The sequence below is a fragment of the Pseudomonas sp. B40(2017) genome (genome assembly GCF_002112855.1).
Taxonomy (GTDB): Bacteria; Pseudomonadota; Gammaproteobacteria; order Pseudomonadales; family Pseudomonadaceae; genus Aquipseudomonas; species Aquipseudomonas pharyngis.
Genome location: NZ_NEIT01000009.1, coordinates 127,659 through 144,733, shown reverse-complemented (window position 1 = coordinate 144,733; position 17,075 = coordinate 127,659). Strand labels below are relative to the sequence as shown.

General features: G+C 56.3%; 17 protein-coding genes. 10 read left to right on the top strand and 7 right to left on the bottom strand.

The window, feature by feature from the left end; translation table 11 throughout:
- The first annotated feature begins 15 nt into the window (after positions 1 to 15).
- Positions 16 to 2,985 carry an ATP-binding protein gene (locus CAF76_RS24830; protein WP_085648878.1) on the top strand — a complete coding sequence of 990 codons (2,970 nt, stop codon included), beginning with the start codon at positions 16 to 18 and terminating at the stop codon, positions 2,983 to 2,985.
- Positions 2,978 to 4,882, top strand: coding sequence for a response regulator receiver domain (locus CAF76_RS28595; protein ID WP_143491845.1), 1,905 nt, complete (start codon positions 2,978 to 2,980; stop codon positions 4,880 to 4,882). The genes CAF76_RS24830 and CAF76_RS28595 overlap by 8 nt, the downstream gene beginning before the upstream one ends.
- Positions 4,883 to 5,054: 172 nt before the next feature.
- On the opposite strand, the gene CAF76_RS24825 is transcribed toward CAF76_RS28595, so the two are convergent.
- Positions 5,055 to 5,339 carry a fructose-bisphosphate aldolase gene (locus tag CAF76_RS24825; protein WP_085648879.1) on the bottom strand — a complete coding sequence of 95 codons (285 nt, stop codon included), beginning with the start codon at positions 5,337 to 5,339 and terminating at the stop codon, positions 5,055 to 5,057.
- Positions 5,340 to 5,925: 586 nt separating this feature from the next.
- Between CAF76_RS24825 and CAF76_RS28905 the strand changes: the two genes are divergently transcribed.
- Entirely contained in the window at positions 5,926 to 6,351 is a 426-nt protein-coding gene (locus tag CAF76_RS28905; RefSeq protein ID WP_085648880.1) for a hypothetical protein, read from the top strand.
- A 242-nt stretch (positions 6,352 to 6,593) separates the two neighbouring features.
- Here the strand turns inward: CAF76_RS28905 and CAF76_RS29150 are convergent, their stop codons facing one another.
- Positions 6,594 to 6,671: a VPDSG-CTERM sorting domain-containing protein gene (locus tag CAF76_RS29150; protein ID WP_143491847.1), complete on the bottom strand. Its 78-nt coding sequence runs from the start codon at positions 6,669 to 6,671 to the stop codon at positions 6,594 to 6,596.
- Positions 6,672 to 6,896: 225 nt separating this feature from the next.
- Positions 6,897 to 7,328, bottom strand: a complete 432-nt coding sequence (locus CAF76_RS24810) for a hypothetical protein (protein ID WP_085648881.1) — start codon at positions 7,326 to 7,328, stop codon at positions 6,897 to 6,899.
- A 162-nt stretch (positions 7,329 to 7,490) separates the two neighbouring features.
- Here CAF76_RS24810 and CAF76_RS24805 point away from each other — a divergent pair, with 162 nt between their 5' ends.
- The 4 genes from CAF76_RS24805 (at position 7,491) to CAF76_RS24790 (ending at position 9,896) form a co-directional block, all read left to right on the top strand.
- Complete coding sequence (locus tag CAF76_RS24805; protein ID WP_085648958.1) at positions 7,491 to 7,880, top strand: hypothetical protein; 390 nt, start codon at positions 7,491 to 7,493, stop codon at positions 7,878 to 7,880.
- A 15-nt stretch (positions 7,881 to 7,895) separates the two neighbouring features.
- A complete protein-coding gene (locus CAF76_RS24800; RefSeq protein WP_085648882.1) occupies positions 7,896 to 8,318 on the top strand; it encodes an HD domain-containing protein in 423 nt (140 codons plus the stop codon).
- A gap of 39 nt (positions 8,319 to 8,357) precedes the next feature.
- Entirely contained in the window at positions 8,358 to 9,377 is a 1,020-nt protein-coding gene (locus CAF76_RS24795; RefSeq protein ID WP_085648883.1) for an AbrB family transcriptional regulator, read from the top strand.
- A 78-nt stretch (positions 9,378 to 9,455) separates the two neighbouring features.
- The gene (locus CAF76_RS24790; protein ID WP_085648884.1) at positions 9,456 to 9,896 is read left to right on the top strand and encodes a YMGG-like glycine zipper-containing protein; all 441 of its coding nucleotides are present in this window, start codon (positions 9,456 to 9,458) and stop codon (positions 9,894 to 9,896) included.
- Here the strand turns inward: CAF76_RS24790 and CAF76_RS24785 are convergent.
- The 3 genes from CAF76_RS24785 to CAF76_RS24775 are packed head-to-tail and all read right to left on the bottom strand — an operon-like array spanning position 9,881 to position 13,539.
- Complete coding sequence (locus CAF76_RS24785; protein ID WP_085648885.1) at positions 9,881 to 10,906, bottom strand: DUF2955 domain-containing protein; 1,026 nt, start codon at positions 10,904 to 10,906, stop codon at positions 9,881 to 9,883. The genes CAF76_RS24790 and CAF76_RS24785 overlap by 16 nt on opposite strands.
- Positions 10,896 to 11,993 carry an HlyD family secretion protein gene (locus CAF76_RS24780; protein WP_085648886.1) on the bottom strand — a complete coding sequence of 366 codons (1,098 nt, stop codon included), beginning with the start codon at positions 11,991 to 11,993 and terminating at the stop codon, positions 10,896 to 10,898. Before CAF76_RS24780 ends, CAF76_RS24785 begins: the two co-directional genes overlap by 11 nt.
- Complete coding sequence (locus tag CAF76_RS24775; protein WP_085648887.1) at positions 11,986 to 13,539, bottom strand: efflux transporter outer membrane subunit; 1,554 nt, start codon at positions 13,537 to 13,539, stop codon at positions 11,986 to 11,988. Before CAF76_RS24775 ends, CAF76_RS24780 begins: the two co-directional genes overlap by 8 nt.
- Positions 13,540 to 13,670: 131 nt before the next feature.
- Here CAF76_RS24775 and CAF76_RS24770 point away from each other — a divergent pair, with 131 nt between their 5' ends.
- Entirely contained in the window at positions 13,671 to 14,189 is a 519-nt protein-coding gene (locus tag CAF76_RS24770; RefSeq protein ID WP_085648888.1) for a transporter suffix domain-containing protein, read from the top strand.
- A gap of 25 nt (positions 14,190 to 14,214) precedes the next feature.
- On the opposite strand, the gene CAF76_RS24765 is transcribed toward CAF76_RS24770, so the two are convergent.
- A complete protein-coding gene (locus CAF76_RS24765) occupies positions 14,215 to 14,991 on the bottom strand; it encodes an NAD(P)H-dependent oxidoreductase (protein ID WP_064595425.1) in 777 nt (258 codons plus the stop codon).
- Positions 14,992 to 15,075: 84 nt separating this feature from the next.
- Between CAF76_RS24765 and CAF76_RS24760 the strand changes: the two genes are divergently transcribed.
- Positions 15,076 to 15,969 carry a LysR family transcriptional regulator gene (locus CAF76_RS24760; RefSeq protein WP_178076196.1) on the top strand — a complete coding sequence of 298 codons (894 nt, stop codon included), beginning with the start codon at positions 15,076 to 15,078 and terminating at the stop codon, positions 15,967 to 15,969.
- A gap of 246 nt (positions 15,970 to 16,215) precedes the next feature.
- Positions 16,216 to 17,001 carry a DeoR/GlpR family DNA-binding transcription regulator gene (locus tag CAF76_RS24755; RefSeq protein ID WP_085648890.1) on the top strand — a complete coding sequence of 262 codons (786 nt, stop codon included), beginning with the start codon at positions 16,216 to 16,218 and terminating at the stop codon, positions 16,999 to 17,001.
- Positions 17,002 to 17,075: the final 74 nt, after the last annotated feature.

Here is a 17,075-nt window from a genome sequence, read left to right as displayed (position 1 = left end):
GCTGAGGTTTAAGTCATGGTTGACGCCGTATCCTTCAGAACTAGGGCTCGTACAATTGATCATTTAGGGCGAGAGCAAATTGCGGATTGCCCAACAGCGGTATCCGAACTTTGGAAGAACGCATACGATGCCTATGCGACTACTATAGGTCTTCATATTTATGACGGGCATCTACCCATGGTTACATTGGTGGATGATGGTCATGGAATGAGTCGGGATGAGTTCGTTGAAAAGTGGCTCGTGATTGGTACAGAGTCTAAAGCTACTGGGAAAATTGCTGACGAAGACGATCGTAATGGCCTAAGCGTTAGACCAAAGCAGGGGCAGAAAGGTATTGGGCGTCTATCATCTGCTTTTTTGGGGCCATTGCTCTTAGTGGTTTCCAAACGCAAGCATCATTTTTTTACTGCGGCACTTATTGATTGGCGATTATTTGAAAATCCGTTTTTATATTTGCAGGATATCGAAGTTCCGGTAATCGAGTTTGAGAGGAAAGAGGAAATTTTTGGTTTTCTCCCATCAATGTTCGAGTCGTTACGTGGCAATCTGTTTGGGGACGGAAAAGATCGAGCTCGCGATACAAGAATCGTTGATGCATGGAATGAGTTTGATAAGTTGGAAGCTGCTGAGGGGAAAAGATCTACTCGCTCTTCTATGGAAGAAGTAGCGGCCAATGCTAATTTTGAATTGAATCATTTTGAACAGTGGCCGTTATGGCGAGATGAGACGACGCATGGCACCATACTGCTAATAGCAGACATCGTTTTTGATTTAGAAGCACAACTCGAGTCAAGAGTTGCTCCTGAGGACATGGATGCTGCGGCACAAGCAAAAGAGAGGCTTTTTCAAACGTTATCAAATTTCACAGATCCTTATTCTGATGCAAAAAACTGTGCTGAAGGATTTACAGCTGAAGAGTTTTCCTATTCTGTAACTGCCTGGGAGGGGGCGCTTCGTCGTTCAGTGATTTCTAATCAACGTGAGTTTGATGTCAGTAACCTGGAAGAGCTAGAACATGTCGTTGAGGGTACGGTAAACGAGTTTGGTGTCTTCACAGGGCGAGTTAAAGCGTTCGGTCGTTGGCTAGATGGTGATGTTGTTATTTCACCAAAGAGCGAAGTGTCAATAAGAAGTAACTCAAAGGTAGGTTCGTTTCACTTGCGGTTGGGAACATTTCAACAAATGCCCGGCTCCTCATCTCACCCTCCAGAAATACATAGAAAGCTGATTGAGCAATCATCCAAGTACGGTGGGGTGATGGTTTACCGAAATGGTCTTCGGGTTATGCCATATGGTAGAGAGGATAGTGATTTTTTTGAGATTGAAAAGCGTAGATCGTTGCATGCTGGACGCCACTTTTGGTCAAATCGAAGAACATTTGGACGCGTAGCCCTGACGCGCGAAGGAAATCCAAATTTAAAAGACAAGGCTGGTAGAGAAGGCCTGATTGATAATAAGGCAGTAAAGGTTTTTCGAGATTTAGTAGAAAATATCCTGATTAAAACAGCATACAATTATTTTGGTACAGACTCAGATCTTCAGAAAAAATTTCTTCCGGGAATTCAGGAGTCTCGTGCAAAAGAGAAGGCGGAAGAACAGCGCAATAAAGCACGAGCATCCCGACGAAAACGCTTTAGGGGCGCTCTGAAAAAGAACTCGCCAGTACTGAAGTTGCACTGTGAACAACTTGACGATTTGATTGTCAGGGTGCGAACGGCAGCGTTGACTTCTGAGCAGGAAGTGATCAGTTTGCGGGATCAGCTTTTAAATCTAAAAGATCGATCCAAAGAATTTTCCTTAGGTGAAGCCCCAAGAAGCCTTGGGCTACTCGAACAGGAGTATGAGGACTACCGCTATAATCAGCGGCGATCTACCGAAATGCTTGCATCACTAGATCAGTCTTTAACATCTGCACTTGCAGTGCTGAAACCTAAAGCTCCGAGAGATATAGCGTATTCCGATTTAAATAGTCACGCATCGTTTCTACAAGTTAGGTTGCGTAGATGGCATAAGGAGGCTAGGGATTTACTGGATGCAGAGCAGCAGAGGATTGCGGATCTCTATGAAGAAAGCAGTAAACGCTATCACGCTCTCACATTGCCTTTACTAGAAGATATTGAGAATGACAGAGTAACCCTTGCGGATGCTCTCGAACGCTTGGCTGTAGAACGAGATAAAGTGGACTTTGAAAACTCTGAGGTATTTGAGCCTTATATTTCAGCCATGAGAAGTCTCCAGGAAAATATAGATCTAGAGACTCTGGCAACTTATGGCATGGACGCTGTGGACGATATGAGGGAGGAGTTGGATAGGCTCCATTCTCTTGCGCAGTTAGGTATAACTGTTGAAATAATCGGTCATGAAGTTGAAGGGTTGGAGCTTTCAATTAGTGAAGGGTTGGAGAATTTTCCACCGACGGTCAAGGGGTTAAAGGCATACTCCGAAGTAAAAGTTGCACATGAAATGCTTGCGGATCGGTTGCGGTTTTTGTCACCACTAAAGCTTTCGGGGTCTAATCTTAAAGCCTCGATTAGCGGTCAAGAGATTATGCAGTATGTCTTAAAGTTCTTCGGTTCAGGTCTTGAAGAAAAAGAAATTCAAGTTGAGGCTACTTCGCGGTTTAATTCATTTAGTGTTTATGAACAATCCGCGAGAATTTTTCCAGTTTTTATTAACCTAATCAATAATGCTATTTATTGGGTAGGTCAGCGCAGTAATGGCGAGCCGAGAGTGTTGTTGGATATCGTCGATGGAAAAGTGGTAGTTGGTGATAGTGGGGCAGGCGTGGATGATGAGGATCAGAAGCATCTCTTTTCATTGTTTTTCACACGCAAAGTACGTGGCGGACGAGGCGTTGGACTATATTTGTGTCGCGCCAATTTGGCTGCTGGCGGGCACACTATTCAATATGCTGTGGAAGAAAAGTTCAAAATACTTCCAGGTGCTAATTTTGTAATGGATTTCAAAGGTGCCGTGTATGCATGAGGCAAATATCGAAGTTGATAATAAGTATGGTGATCTCATAGAAGAGGTTTTCATAAAGCCTATTCGTACCGTCATGGTAGTGGATGATGAGTTTCCTACAGTCGACGCACTGCTTCAAAAGGAACTTGGGGGGGTGGGTAATTGGGTCTCCACCAATGTTGAGCGAGCTTGCAAAATTATACAGTCTTGCAGGGCCGATACTCGCCGTTGGGTGGTTGATATTCACGATGGTCAGAACTCTTTTGCAATTGAGGGTGAAGGTGAGGGCGCATCCCACTTTCATCACTCTGATTTAATGATTTTAGATTACCACTTGGATAGAGACCAGCCTGAGGATGGCGGAAATGCTGTTTCTATTCTTCGCCGGCTCGCCGACAATGATCATTTTAATCTTGTCATAGTATATACAAAAGGTTATGGGCTGGCCGGTGGTCAGATATCTAGAGTTGTGAATGAGATAGCGATTGGCCTTTCCTCATTCGATACCCGATTGGCTCAACACGAAAGGGCTTCCGCACAAGTGCGAGAGTTGTTGGAGGGGTGGGAGGACTCTAATCAAGGTGTTGCTGATCGAATTCTTAGTTTTATAGATGATAATTTGTATTTGAAAATTAAGTCTATTAAAGATAGTAAAATTGATTGGGTGGAAGTTGGTGAATGGCCCGAGCTGGAAGCATTCAAGGAGTTTGTTCGGAACGGACCTCCGGAGGCTGTGGATAAATTTTGTGGTATTTTGAAGTTCTCTGTTAGCTGTAAGCAGGAAAGTCTTAAATGTAAGCTGGCACAGAAGGATTTTGGAAAGTTAGACTGGGATTTTGAAGGAGTAACTGGTGTAAATTGGATTCGCACGGATCGCTTGTTTGTCACGGTAGTTAGTAAGTCCGAAGATCCGGCGACCTTGCCAAGTAAACTGCTGTCTTCACTTGTACGTTGGAATCCAGAACCACACAGATTACTGATGTCGAAAATGCGTGCAGAACTCGACGAGCGTGGTGTTTTAGCTGAAGGTACAGTTTTAGATAACCAGTATCTGCAGGCCGGATGGTTGCAGGAGTACCTCACAGAGGATGTCTATGAACGGCAGTGGAAAGTTCATAGTACAATTAGTCGGCACTGGGAAGGTCTAGGCGACTCTATACGTCTTGGAGTAACAGGTTTTGCTGACAGACTTGCGGAGTACTTGATAGCAGAGGGGCGTGCAGAGGTCGTAAAACAGTGGTACCCGAGATTAAGTGAGCAAGATGTTAAAAGTTATTTAAATAGTTACGTAAGTAGTAAGGTGGGTGTGGAGGGTGCCTATTTAACCACTGGGCACGTTATACGTCTAGATAAATGCACAGGCGACGGATGTTTTTGGCTGTGCCTTTCTCCCGCATGTGATTTGGTTCCTGGTCAAAAAAGTTCTGGTTGGCCAAAACGATTGGGAGATCACACTCCTTTTATTGCTGTTGAATTGTTTCCTGTCAAAGAGAGTGATGCTTTAAAGAATGCTTTTGCAGGTAATCATCTTTTCCTAAAAGTTGAAAGTAAGATTTTATGTTTCAGTTTTACTCCGCCGTTGAGTATAAAAGAGGATCCTCTGGGCGAAAAAATATCGAATCCTAAGTGGGAGCAGATGTTTGCTGGCGATCAAGGACGGTTTTCTCCAGGAACACAAAATATTACCATTACTCGGGCTGATGGAGGGAACGGCGAATTGGCGTTTAAGAAGCAATCTGCGCAAGTCGTTTCCCATTTGCGATATGAATATGCATTGAATTTGCTAAATCGGCTCGGATCTAATCTATCAAGGGTTGGGCTTGATTTTATAGGGTATAGTGGTGCCGTGATCCCTATTTCACAAACAGAGTTGTCTAGCGGTGTGGTTAATCAGCCCTCTGCGAATCAACCTGAATGATTTAGTTTTATGTCTGTACGAAATGGGCTGAGACCATCCGAATTCGGATGGTCTCTAACAGATTCTTGCTTTGTCTTTTTACTTTAAATTCATAATGCAAAAGCACATGGTGGTACTTTTGCCTTCTTTTTTGCGCGCTAAATTTATGCGGTTTCTTGTAGTTAATATAGTTTTAGGAGGCTTTTATCCTCCGCCTCTCTATTTCCCGGAGCACATCACTTACATCCTGCAACATGATCCTAGCGATAGTGGTGACAGTGTTGATGTCATGCTGGGCGTGGTCTTTGAGGTGAATGCAGGTCATGAAGTCCAGGTATTTGAGGGCAGCGTTTAGTCTTTCACTGATCCAGGCATGTAGATCGCGCAGCGGAGCGTCGGCGTCGATGAATAGGACGGGATGGTCGGTGGCGGGGTGGGACATTGGGGCGTAGTTGCACAGCGTTGACTTACTTGTCATGGGTAAAAATCCTTAGCTCAGAAAATTAATAACCACCGCTCGCTGCGAAACGAGTTAGGTGGCAGTTATGCGCGGGTTCGCAGACCGAGGAGCTAAGACCCGGCAGACCCGAAGGTCTCCCACGCACAACCGCCATGAAAATGAAGTACAGGCAAGTAGCCGGGCCGCATTGTGCCGGGTGTGGACTTAGCTCGCTAGGGCTGCGAAACCCTATCGCCAAATTCGTTCAGCGACAGACCCACTCTAGGCATCGATCCCACTGTCGCAATCAGCCTGTAGGACGTGTAATCACCACGTGTGGCCAGCGATTTTGCTCGCGGTCGGTGGCGTAGCCCGCGTAAATCAAAGGCTGCGGTGTATCAGGGAAAAATGACTTGCCAGGTTTGAGCCCGCTTCGCAGCCCCGCAAGAACAAGCTCCCTCACCACGCGGAGCGATTTCCTACGGCGTTTTCAGATCAAAAAAACCACACATTCCAGTCCCGGAACTTTTCCCAAAACCGATGCCAATTTGATGGCGTGTCGCGACGCTCATTCATCGGCTCAAGCAGTGCCAGGCTGGTTCCTGGTCAACCATGGAAGTGTGTGATGAGACTATTACTCGCAATGTTGTTGATGTTCAGCGGCTACAGCTTTGCCAGTTGCGGCAACATTGATGACCACGATCAGCGTGCCTATTGCAATGCAAGGGAGAGCGGCAGCAGTTGCGGCAATATCGATAATCACGATCTGCGGGCAGCGTGTAACGCGGAGATGGGCGGCAGTTCCTGCGGCAACATTGACGACCACGACCAGCGCGCCTACTGCAATGCCAAACAGAGCGGCAGCAGTTGCGGCAACATCGATGATCATGACCTGCGTGCGCGATGCAACGCGGAGCAGGCTGGCAGTTCCTGCGGCAATATCGATGACCACGACCAGCGCGCCTACTGCAATGCCACAACGGGCGGCAGCAGTTGCGGAAATATCGACAACCATGATTTGCGTACGCGGTGTGAGGCCATGAAGCGCTGATCTGGTTTTGATTGCTTCACTCAGTGCCAGGCTGTTTCCCGGCATGCTCAAGGAAGTGTGAGATGAAACTGATTCTTGCGATGTTGTTGCTGTTCAGCGGTTACGTTTCCGCCAGTTGCTCCAGCATCAGTGATCACGACAAACGCAGTTATTGCCAGGCCAGGGAGGAAGGCAGCAGCTGTTCTTCCATCGGCGACCACGATTTGCGTTCGGCCTGCGAAGCGGAAAAAGGCAGTTCGTGCTCAAGCATTGGCGACCATGACCAACGCGCTTATTGCGAAGCCAAAAAGGGCAGCAGTTGTTCCTCCATCGGCGATCACGACCTGCGCGCGGCCTGTGAGGCGGAAAAAGGCAGTTCATGTTCGAGCATTGGTGATCATGACCAACGTGCGTTTTGTGAAGCGAAGAAGGGCAGTAGTTGTTCTTCAATCGGCGATCATGATCTGCGCAGTCAGTGTGAAGCCATGAAACGCTGAATCCACCCGCCATCTAGAACCAAAAGGGACACCCATCGGTGTCCCTTTTTCATGCGCGCTTGAACGCTGTTATTTCGCCTTCCAATGCCCACCCCCGTTCTCGCAATCAATCCGCGCCTGCGCCAGATGCTCCACATCGTAGTAATACGTGGTCACTTGCGCACTGTCCGGAATGTTCAGGGCCTTGGCATTTTTGTCCTTGCTGGTGGAGTGCGGGTTGGCCAGGGATTCCTGAGTGAGTGTGGCAATACACGAGGCCTGATAGTGGTCGGCGCAGTGTTCGACTTTGGTTTTGCTGCTGTTGAGCATGTCCTTGCTTTCGTTGCTGCATGACCAGTCGATGGCGTTGACCGGCATGCCTTCGTATTCATAGCAGATGCGCGTCTCGACGGCGGGCACTGAGGGGCTGGAGGAGCGGGTCTTGACTTCGCAGCCCTCGGCCATGACGCAGGTTGGGACAACGCTGAAAGTGGCGATCAGGAGGAACAGTCGGATGTTCATCGTGGAACTCTCCCATGGCCCCGTGTTAGGTCGTGAGCGGGGCGCTTATGGTTTCGAGATGGGGCGGGCGCGGGAGGTTCCATCAGGATTTTGATTTGCGCCTGGCGCACAGAGTGAGAAACAATCGGACACACCTAGCACCCAAGGATTGGAGCAGTGCTCATGATTCACATCGGCAGCCGCAACAACGCCCCCACGCCGCAGCACAAAACCCAGGACATCTACATCTTCAGCATCGACCTGTCTCGCCCGGCGACGCCGTTCTGTTTCGAGCAATCGATTGGCGGCGGGCATGTCGAGCAGGGCGGTGCGCGGTGGTTGGCGCTGGATGAGCTGGATGGCTGGCCCGGTGAATGGCGTGAGCATTTGAAGAAGGCCGGATGTGCCTGGGTGGCCGAGTTGCTGGACGCGCGTTCGGGGGAGAGTCAGGCTGATCTGGTCTCGCTGATCCTTCAGCGCTACGCCGAGCCGGCGCAGCCAGCCGGACGTTTGCAGGCGATTGGGCGCTGGTTCAAGCGTCACTTCTATATTGGCGGCCGGTACGGCGTCTGACCCGAGGAAAAGCCCATGACTCAGACACTGGAACGCGCCATCGCGATTGCCGCCACGGCCCACGCGGGGCAGGTGGACAAGGGCGGTGCGCCGTATATTTTGCATCCGCTGAAGGTCATGTTGCGCATGAGCAGCCTGGAAGAGCGCATCGTCGCGGTGCTGCACGATGTGGTCGAGGACTGCGGCATCAGCCTGGAGGATTTGCGCAAGGAAGGCTTCAGCGAAGCGGTTTTGTCCGCCATCGAATCGGTGACCAAAGTGCCCGGTGAATCCTACGAGGACTTTGTCGAGCGCGCGGCACAGAACCCGATCGGGCGGGTGGTGAAGCTGGCGGATCTGGAAGAGAACAGCGACCTGTCGCGGATTGACTCGCCGAGCTGGGAGGATCTGGAGCGGATCGAAAAATATCGGCGGGCGATTGGACGGCTGCGCGCCTGACCTAACTGAAAAGCACCTTGAATAGCCAGGAAGGCGACCATGAAATCCATTCTGTGTTTGTTGATTGCTGCCGGCTTCGGTGCACTGTTGCAATTCGAAGGCGTGCCCCACGGTTTGCTGTTGGGCTCGATTCTTGTGACGGCACTGGTCGTTACCAAATTCAAATTCGCGCCAGCGACGCCCTATGGTCTGGGCTACATCCAGGTCACGCTGGGCATCGCCACCGGGTTGATGTTCGAAGCGTGGGACAGCGCGACTGTTTCGACGATGTTGCCAAGCCTCGGCGTGTTGCTGCTGTGCCTGGCAGTGCAAGTGGCGCTGGCCGCGTGGTGGCTGTCGCGCGGGGCGGGGTGGAATCGCACGGATGCACTGCTGGCGGTGTATCCGGGCGCGCTGGCGGCGGTGTTCGATTTGCTGGAATCGCATCAGGCGTCGAGCAAGGTGATCATCGTGCACTTGATGCGGCTGCTGCTGATAACGGTGCTGGTGAGTTTGCTGATTCCCGGAACGGCACCAGTTGCGGTGGCCGAGGTCGATCCGCTGTCGACGGGCATGGCGTTGACCGTGCTGGCAGTGATCGGTTTGAGCGTGGTGGTCGGGCGTTTGCTGCTGGCCGTTGGCGTGCCGGCGCCGTTCATGCTGACGGCAATCATCATCACCGCCGCGTTCGTGAAATCAGGATGGCTGCAGGGCTTTCACATGCCGGACTGGAGCCTGAATCTGGCGGCGCTGATTCTCGGTGTGCGGATCGGCTCCCGTTTTCAGGGTCTCGGCCTCGCGGAACTGGGACGTCATGGCCGCACGGCGCTGGTGTCGGTGGGTTTGATGATTCTGGTCGCGGCGATTTTTGCATTGGCAGCGGCACGGTTGCTGGGCAGCGATGGGTTGTCGCTGTGGCTCGCCTACATGCCGGGGGCCATCGAAACCATTGCGATTGTGGCGTTCGCCGGCGGGCTGAATGTGGTGTTTATCCTCACTCACCATCTGGCGCGAATGGTGGTGTTGCACTTTGCACCGGCGTTGCTGGTGCAGGTTCGGCGGGTGCGGGAGGACGCTTGAATACGGGCATTGCGCCCCGTGAACTACACTCCCAGATTACCCCGCCCCCCAGGCAACCCCGCCGCGTCGGAGGTCATCATGTTCCGTCATTCACTGTTCATCGCAGCGTGCCTGTGCGCCACACAGGCCAGCGCTGAATCCGTCGTCCCGCTCAAGGGCCAGACTTCCCAGCAAACCCAGATCGACATCAACGATTGCCATTCCATCGCGTCCACCTCAACCACGTCGACACCCCAGGCCGGTGGTCGGCTGAAGGGCGCTGCCGTGGGTGCGGCGGCCGGCGCTACTGCCGCTGAAGTGCGCGGGCGTCAGCACGACGAGTTTTACGAAGCCGTGGACGATGACCGCAAGCAGGATTACCGCCAGAACCGCGCCAAAGAGACGGCTGCGGCGGGTGCGGTGGTTGGCGGTGCGCGGCAGCGGCAGGATCGGCGCGAGCAGCGGCGGACCGATGCTTCAGCCAGTTCAAGCGCCTACGCCGGTTGCCTGCAGGGGCGGGGTTATCAGGTCACGCCCTGACGGCTTTCCCGGTGCGCGACGAGCAGGTGCATCATCACGCCGCTGTAGAGCGTCACCAGAATGAACAACCCCATGCGCACCGCGAACGCGGTGTAGACGTCCTTGCCCGCCGCGCTGTCCTCAACGGACTGACCGAGCAGGATGATCATGGTGATCAGGGTGTTGAGCCAGAACCCCGGCGTGAGCTGCGTCGGGTGCAGTCGATAGAGTTTGCGCGCCACCAACAGCCCGAACAGCAGCATCCACAGAAAGAACATCCACAGGTGCACGAAAAGGCTTAACGCGCACCAGAACAGCACCGCCAGCAACCCGCCCAATAAGGTCGAGCCGAGCAATTCGCGCCCGGCGTGGTGGGTGCGGGTGGTGGTGCTCTGCTGGCCGAGGCTGACGGCTTTGAGGATGATCGGCAGGTAGCTGGCCGGGTCGATCAGCACCAGCAGGAAGGTCGGCAGCACGATCAATGTTGCGCGCATCGCTACGCGAGGCAGGTCTTCGGCGGGCAGGGCGGGAGCGGGTCGTGGCGCGGGGCTGTTGGCCGGTTCCGGGAACAGGACATGGCTCAGGCCAACGATGACGACGGCCAGCAACAAGCCTTTGACCAGCGCGCCGATCACCGCCATTGCCAGTTCGAATGAGGCAAAACCGGCGGCGGAGATCATGGTCATGCCGATCACCAGAAACGTCATGATCAGCACATTGCCGCCGCGCAAGCCGTAGGTGAACACCAGAAACAGACCGACACCGATCAGCAGCACGCCGCACACCGGGTAATAACGCAGCAACGGCACCAGCAACAGCCCGAGACTGGTGGTGAACGCCGCGACCAATGTCAGCACCAGCGCCATTTTGACTGGCAATGGCCGGGGCATGCTGGCCAGCAGCAACACCGCGAGCACCGGCGACAAAAACGACAGCGGCAAGGCGAGGCCGTAACTGGCGGCGGTACACAACGCCGTGCCGCAAGCCAGGCGCAAGGCACGTTGCGCCGGAACGCTGCGCTCAGTAGGCATACGATAGCCAGCTCATCAACCAGACAAACATCCGCCCGAGTGGATTGAGCAGATTGCCCTCGCTCGGAAACGCCATGACTTCCGCCTGCCCGCCCGCGCGAATCGAACGACTCTCGAACAGGCGCTTTTTCGCCTCTTCGCTGAACTCGATGATCACCGGAAAACGCTGGGCCGGACGCAGCCAGTCGCGGCTGTTCTGGATCGTCGGCAGGGTGCCGGGCGGCGGTGTCTGGCCGACGCTGACGCCATAACCGACGCTGCGCACCCGGCCATCGAGGACTTCGCCGGGCAGGGCGTCGAGGATGATCGACACCGGCGTGCCGGGCTTGATCCGGCCGAGGTTGTTCTCGGTGAGGTCGGCGCTGACCCACACGTCCTGGATCGTGATCAGCGTCATCACCGGACTGCCGGCAGCGGCGAACTGGCCGACATCGGTGCGCAGGTCGGTGATCAGGCCCGCCGAACGCGCACCAATGCGGGTGTTGGCCAGATCGAGTTCGGCCTTGGCCAGCGTGGCGGCGGCGCTGAGCAGTTTGGCGTTGGTGTCGGTGTTGCCGCCTTCCTGCTCCTGGGCGCGCAGTACTTCGGCCCGAGCGGCGGCGACCTGACTGACAGCGGCCTCGTGATTGGCCCGGGACACTTCCAGCAGCCGAACCGAAACCGTGCCCGGATCTTCTTTGTACAAGCCTTCCAGCCGTCGATTGTCCTGGCGCGTTTTGAGTTCATTGGCTTGCGCGGCCCGCAACGACGCCTGTGCCGAAGCGATGCCCGCGGTGCTGGCGCCGACCGTGCGCCGGGTGTTTTCCAGATCGGCGCGGGCCCGGTCGACGGCGATTTGCAGCGGCTGCGGATCGAGCTCGAAGAGGATGTCGCCGGCCTGCACGTCCTGATTGTTGCGCACGTTGACCTTGATCACCCGGCCCGCGACTTCCGCTGCCACCGGGATCACGAATGCGCCGACCCGCGCCTGTTGGGTGTAGGGCGTAAAACGGTCGGCCAGCAGATACCAGACCAGGCTCAGCACAATCACCAGCAGCACCCAGCGGATGCCTTTTTTCGCCGGATCCGGCGGCGCTTCATCACTCATGGCGGTCTACCTGCGAGGGAATCGGATAGGTCGGTTGCGGCGGCGGGGCGCTCAGCAGATCGCCCCAGTCGGTTCGTTGCTGCATCTGCTGCCGGGTCGCTGGATCAATCTGCGGCCCGGCGCTTTGCCAGCCACCGCCGACGGCACGGTACAGGGCGATCAGATTGCTCACGGCGTTACCGCGGCTGACCAGATAGTTGTCCTGTAGCTCCAGCAACGCACGTTGGGCATCGAGCACTCGCTGAAAGTCTGAATAACCTTCGCGATATTGAGTGTTGGCCAGCACCAGCGAACGTCGCGCCGCGCCTTCGGCCTCGCCGAGAATGCGTTCGCGCTCCAGCGCTTTGGTCAGGCCGCTGGCGGCGTCGTCGGCCTCGCGGGCAGCCTGGCGGACCTTGTCGCGATAGGCTTCGATCAGTTGCTGCAAGCGCGCATCCTGTACGCGGATGTTGTTGTGGATGCGGCCGTAATCGAACAGGTTCCAGCGCAGGCTCGGGCCGCCGATCAGGTCGAGGCTGCGCGGGGTGCTGCCGAGGGTGTCGCTGGACCAGACGATGCTGCCGAGCAGGGTCAGCGAGGGATACAGATCGGTTTCAGCCACGCCGACCAGCGCCGATTGCGCGGCCACGTTCAGCTCTGCCGCGCGCACATCGGGACGGCGCAGCAGCAGGTTGGCCGGGACGTCCTGCAACACGGCGCGATCCACCAGCGGAATCAGCCCCGGTTGTTCCGCCAGAAACGCCGCGCCACCGGGCGGCTGGCCGACCAGCACCGCCAGTGCATTGCGGGTGCGCAGCAACTGGTCTTCGAACGCCGGAATGCTGCTCAGGGTGCCGAGGTATTGGGTTCTGGCCTGTTGCAGGTCGAGTTCGGCGGTCTGGCCGCTGCGAAAGAGTTTTTCGGTGATCTCGAAATTGCGTTTTTGTTGAGCGGCGTTTTCCCGAGCGACCCGCAGCCGGGCTTCGGTGGTGCGCAGGGCAAAGTAGGTGTCGGCCACTTGAGCGCGTAATAGAACGAGGGCGTCTTCGTAGTTGGCCTGGGCGGCGAAGTAGCTGGCGTCGGCGGACTCGATGGCGCGGCTGAAGCGACCCCAGAAATCCAGTTCCCAGCCGACATCGAATGCGGCGCTGTGCTGCCAGAAGTGCAAGTCCTGCGGGTTGTTGCCGCCGGACTGACGGCGGTCGATGTACAGGCTGTCGGCGCTGGCCTGTTGCAGCTGCGGGTAGCGGCCGCTGTCGGCGATGCCCAGTTGCGCGCGGGCTTCGAGGACCCGCAGGCCGGCGATTTTCAGGCTGCTATTGCGGGCTTCGGCGTCGCTGATCAAACGGTCGAGGATCGGATCGGCAAACACCTGCCACCACTGGCGCAGATCCGGCACGGTGCCGCGTTCGCTGGCCTGCTCGAGCGCCGGACTTTGCCACTGCTTGCTCCAGTCCTGCGCCGGTGGCTGGAAATCCGGGCCCAGCCGCAGGCAGCCGCCAAGGCTCAGCGCACCGAGCAACAGCAGGTGGCCGGGACGGAGCAGCAGGGCTGGCGTTGCAGGCATACCGGGAGGCCCCAGCGGGAAATGTCACTGGAGCATAGACCGCAGATTGCGGGTTGTTCGAAGCAATCAACTGCTACGCTTTTTCAGGCGAACGCCACCGAACCCCGCCCCGGATAAAAAGGTAGGAAGCCATGGACACTGCTCAAGAACCGCTTGCCCCCACCAGCGCCAGTTGGCGTTTCAAGGTCGGCGTGGCAATCATCTGCCTGATGCTCGGTTCGTGGCTGATGGTGCCGATTGCCGCCGCCCTCGACGTGCCGGGCTCGAAAGTCGCGGCGCTGACCGGGGTGCTGTTCATCAGTAATAAAGTGCTGTTGCTGCTGGTGATCGCGGTCATGGGCAAGGCCGGGTTCGCCGAACTCAAGCGCACGATCGGCCACTACATTTCCGGCGTGATTCCGACCCCGGTGGCCGAAGTCAGCCCGATGCGCCATAAGATCGGCGTGGTGATGTTCTGCCTGCCGCTGCTGTCGTCCTTCCTGGAACCTTATTTCGACAACTTCTTCCCGGGCGTACGGCCCAATCTCTGGCAGTTGCAGGCGCTCGGCGACTTGATGTTCGTCGGCAGCTTCTTCGTGCTGGGCGGCAATTTCTGGGACAAGGTGCATGCGTTGTTCGTGCGCAAAGCGCGGGTGGTGGTGGTGGAATGAAAACAGGGGGCATAAGCCCCCTTTGTCATTTGAGGTGGGCGGCGAAGCCCTCGCTGCCTGGCGCAATGTCGTCCTTTAAGGTCAGCGACGGAATCTCGTAATCACCGCCATTCTGCTGCCGATACGCGATCGGCCGCGTGCTCCACAGTTCATCGAGCCGCGTGCCCAGCGCCTCACAGGTCTGGGCAAACCGGGCTTCATCCATCCGGCTGGTGCGGTACACCACGAAGGGCGGCATCACGTCAAAACCAGGGTAGTAGAGGATTCCGTGCTGGATGGGGAACAGCACGTCGTCGATCGGGCCGTTGATCCCGCGCGGGCTGTAGTGTGATTCCCAGCCTCCGGTGGTGACCATCAGCATGGCCCGCTTGCCTTTCAGGTGGCCTTCACCGTAGCGGTCGCCCCAGCGAGCATCGGAATGCTCGCCCACGCCGTAGGCAAATCCGTAGGCATACACGCGCTCGACCCAGCCCTTGAGAATCGCCGGCATGGAGAACCACCACAGCGGGAATTGCAGGATCAGTGCGTCGGCCCATTGCAGTTTTTCCTGCTCGCGGGCGATGTCGGCGGCTTGTCGGCCCTGCTCGAAAGCAAGTTTCGAATCGAGGGAGGCATGAAACGGCCGGCTCGTGTCGCGACCGGGACTGTCATCGGCGTCGAGGGTGGTTTTCCAGTTCATCGCATAGAGGTCGGAGACCTGCACGGTATGGCCGGCGGCTTGCAGGCGCTGGACGGTGAAGTCTTTGAGCGAGCCGTTGAGTGAGGTCGCTTCGGGATGGGCATAGACCAGAAGTACATTCATGTTGAAGCTCCGTTGCTGTGTGACAGCAGGATCGACGTTTGCCGGGTATATTGGAAATGAATGTCTGATATGTCTGGTATAGCCATGAATAATTTGAGACGGCTGGATATCAACCTGCTGCTGACCCTCGATGTGTTGCTCGCGGAGCACAACGTCACCCGTGCCGCCCAGCGGCTGAACCTGTCGCAGCCGTCGGTAAGCGTGCATCTGGCCAAGTTGCGGGACATCTTCGGCGATCCGCTGTTGCTGCCCGGCCCACGAGGCATGCGTCCGACGGCGCGGGCGGATGAGCTGCGCGAGCCGTTGCGGGACGCACTGGAGGCGCTGGAACGAGCGGTGGCGCCGGCCAGGCCGTTCGACCCGGCGCAAGCGACGAATACCTGGAAAATCGCGGCAACGGACTACGGCGGGTCGACCATTGTCCTGCCGGGCCTGAACGGTTTGCGCAGGCAGGCACCGGGCACACGGCTGGCGGTGATCGACCTGATGCCCAGAGAAATGGTCAAGCAGGCGGAGCAGGGGGTGTTCGATCTGGCATTGCACATCACCGAAGACGCGCCACTGGAGTTGTATCAGCGCCGGCTGTTCACCGAGCGTTATGTGTTGGCCGGACGAGTCGGGCATCCGGGCCTGAACGCCAGACCGACTCGCGAACAGTTCTGCGCGCTGGAACACGTCATGGTGTCGCGCGAGGGCGGGGGCTTTTTCGGGGTGACGGACAAGGCGCTGGCCGAAGTGGGCCTGTCGAGAAAAGTCGTGCTGTCGGTGCCGCACTTTCTGTTGGTGATGTCGGTGCTCGCCAGCACTGATCTGGTGGCGATGCTGCCGTCACGCCTGGTGCGTGACAACCCTGCACTGCAAGTGGTCGCTGCGCCGCTGGAGGTGCCGGGCTACGAGATGGCGATGTTCTGGGGCGAACGATCCCATCGTGATCCAGCGCACAGATGGTTGCGCGAACACTTGGCGGCGTCGGTGTGAATCAAGCGTGGCCGAGCGCAATGGCAAACGACACGACGACCATGCAGGCGAAAGCGAAATTGAGGTTCATGGGGTGTTCATCCTGGTCCTTTTGAAAGTGGGGCCATTCTGCCGGGGGCGGGTCGAAAGAAAAAATTCGGCTTTGTGATTCCAATGATCGAAGCCATTGATACCAGCGTTGTGTTTGCCGGTTTGCTTGGCTAAGCTCGCGAAAACCTGCAATGACAAGCACAAACAGGCAAAACCATGCACGATCATTCCGCTTCCGAGCTTCCCTCCCTGCGTCGGCAGAAAATCCTTCTCATCCTGGAACGTGACGGCAAGGTCATGGCGTCCGAGTTGAGCCAGCATTTTGCGGTGTCCGAAGACACCATCCGCCGCGATCTCGCCGAGCTGGACAACGCCGGACTGGTGCAGCGAGTGCACGGCGGCGCGCTGCCGCGGCCCAAGGACACCGGCAAGGATTACTTCACCCGACTGGACGAGATCGACGAGGTGAAGATTCGTCTGGCGCAATTGGCGGCGCAGCAGGTGCGGAACGGGCAGACGGTGATGTTCGACTCCGGTTCCACCTCGTTGCAGGTGGCGCGTTCGTTGCCCAGGGACATCAGCCTCACGGCGGTCACGGCCTCACCGATGACGGCGATTGCGTTGTCCGAATATCCGGGCATCAAAGTGATTCTGGCGGGCGGTCAGTTGAACCCGAAAACGATGTCGGCTGGCGGTCACGAGGCGCTGCGGCTGCTGTCGGGGATCAAGGCGGATCTGGCGATCACCGGGGTCTGCGCGATTCATCCGGAGGTGGGCATCACCTCGCTGCATTTCGATGAAGTGCCGGTCAAGCAGGCGCTGCTCGACTGTGCGGCGCGGGTGATTGCCGTGACCACGGCGGACAAGCTCGGTGCGGTAGAACCGTTTGTGGTGGCGCCGTGCGAGCGCTTGCACACGCTGATCACCGAACGGCATGTGGCGTCTGGGAATATTGAGGACTACCGGCGGTTGGGGATTGAGGTGGAGCAGTTGCCTGACTGAGGTTTTGCAGTGAGGCCGGTGGCCTCATCGCCAGCAGGCTGGCTCCCACAGTGAATGTGCGTCGTACACAAAAT

Coding starts and splice junctions, on each gene's coding strand:
- CAF76_RS24765 (WP_064595425.1), bottom strand. CDS start 14,991: ATGAATGTACTTCTGGTCTATGCCCATCCCGAAGCGACCTCACTCAAC.
- CAF76_RS24785 (WP_085648885.1), bottom strand. CDS start 10,906: ATGCCTACTGAGCGCAGCGTTCCGGCGCAACGTGCCTTGCGCCTGGCT.
- CAF76_RS24810 (WP_085648881.1), bottom strand. CDS start 7,328: ATGAACATCCGACTGTTCCTCCTGATCGCCACTTTCAGCGTTGTCCCA.
- CAF76_RS24755 (WP_085648890.1), top strand. CDS start 16,216: ATGCACGATCATTCCGCTTCCGAGCTTCCCTCCCTGCGTCGGCAGAAA.
- CAF76_RS24780 (WP_085648886.1), bottom strand. CDS start 11,993: ATGAGTGATGAAGCGCCGCCGGATCCGGCGAAAAAAGGCATCCGCTGG.
- CAF76_RS28595 (WP_143491845.1), top strand. CDS start 2,978: ATGCATGAGGCAAATATCGAAGTTGATAATAAGTATGGTGATCTCATA.
- CAF76_RS24825 (WP_085648879.1), bottom strand. CDS start 5,339: ATGACAAGTAAGTCAACGCTGTGCAACTACGCCCCAATGTCCCACCCC.
- CAF76_RS24775 (WP_085648887.1), bottom strand. CDS start 13,539: ATGCCTGCAACGCCAGCCCTGCTGCTCCGTCCCGGCCACCTGCTGTTG.
- CAF76_RS24800 (WP_085648882.1), top strand. CDS start 7,896: ATGACTCAGACACTGGAACGCGCCATCGCGATTGCCGCCACGGCCCAC.
- CAF76_RS28905 (WP_085648880.1), top strand. CDS start 5,926: ATGAGACTATTACTCGCAATGTTGTTGATGTTCAGCGGCTACAGCTTT.
- CAF76_RS24790 (WP_085648884.1), top strand. CDS start 9,456: ATGTTCCGTCATTCACTGTTCATCGCAGCGTGCCTGTGCGCCACACAG.
- CAF76_RS24795 (WP_085648883.1), top strand. CDS start 8,358: ATGAAATCCATTCTGTGTTTGTTGATTGCTGCCGGCTTCGGTGCACTG.
- CAF76_RS24830 (WP_085648878.1), top strand. CDS start 16: ATGGTTGACGCCGTATCCTTCAGAACTAGGGCTCGTACAATTGATCAT.
- CAF76_RS24770 (WP_085648888.1), top strand. CDS start 13,671: ATGGACACTGCTCAAGAACCGCTTGCCCCCACCAGCGCCAGTTGGCGT.
- CAF76_RS24760 (WP_178076196.1), top strand. CDS start 15,076: ATGAATAATTTGAGACGGCTGGATATCAACCTGCTGCTGACCCTCGAT.
- CAF76_RS24805 (WP_085648958.1), top strand. CDS start 7,491: ATGATTCACATCGGCAGCCGCAACAACGCCCCCACGCCGCAGCACAAA.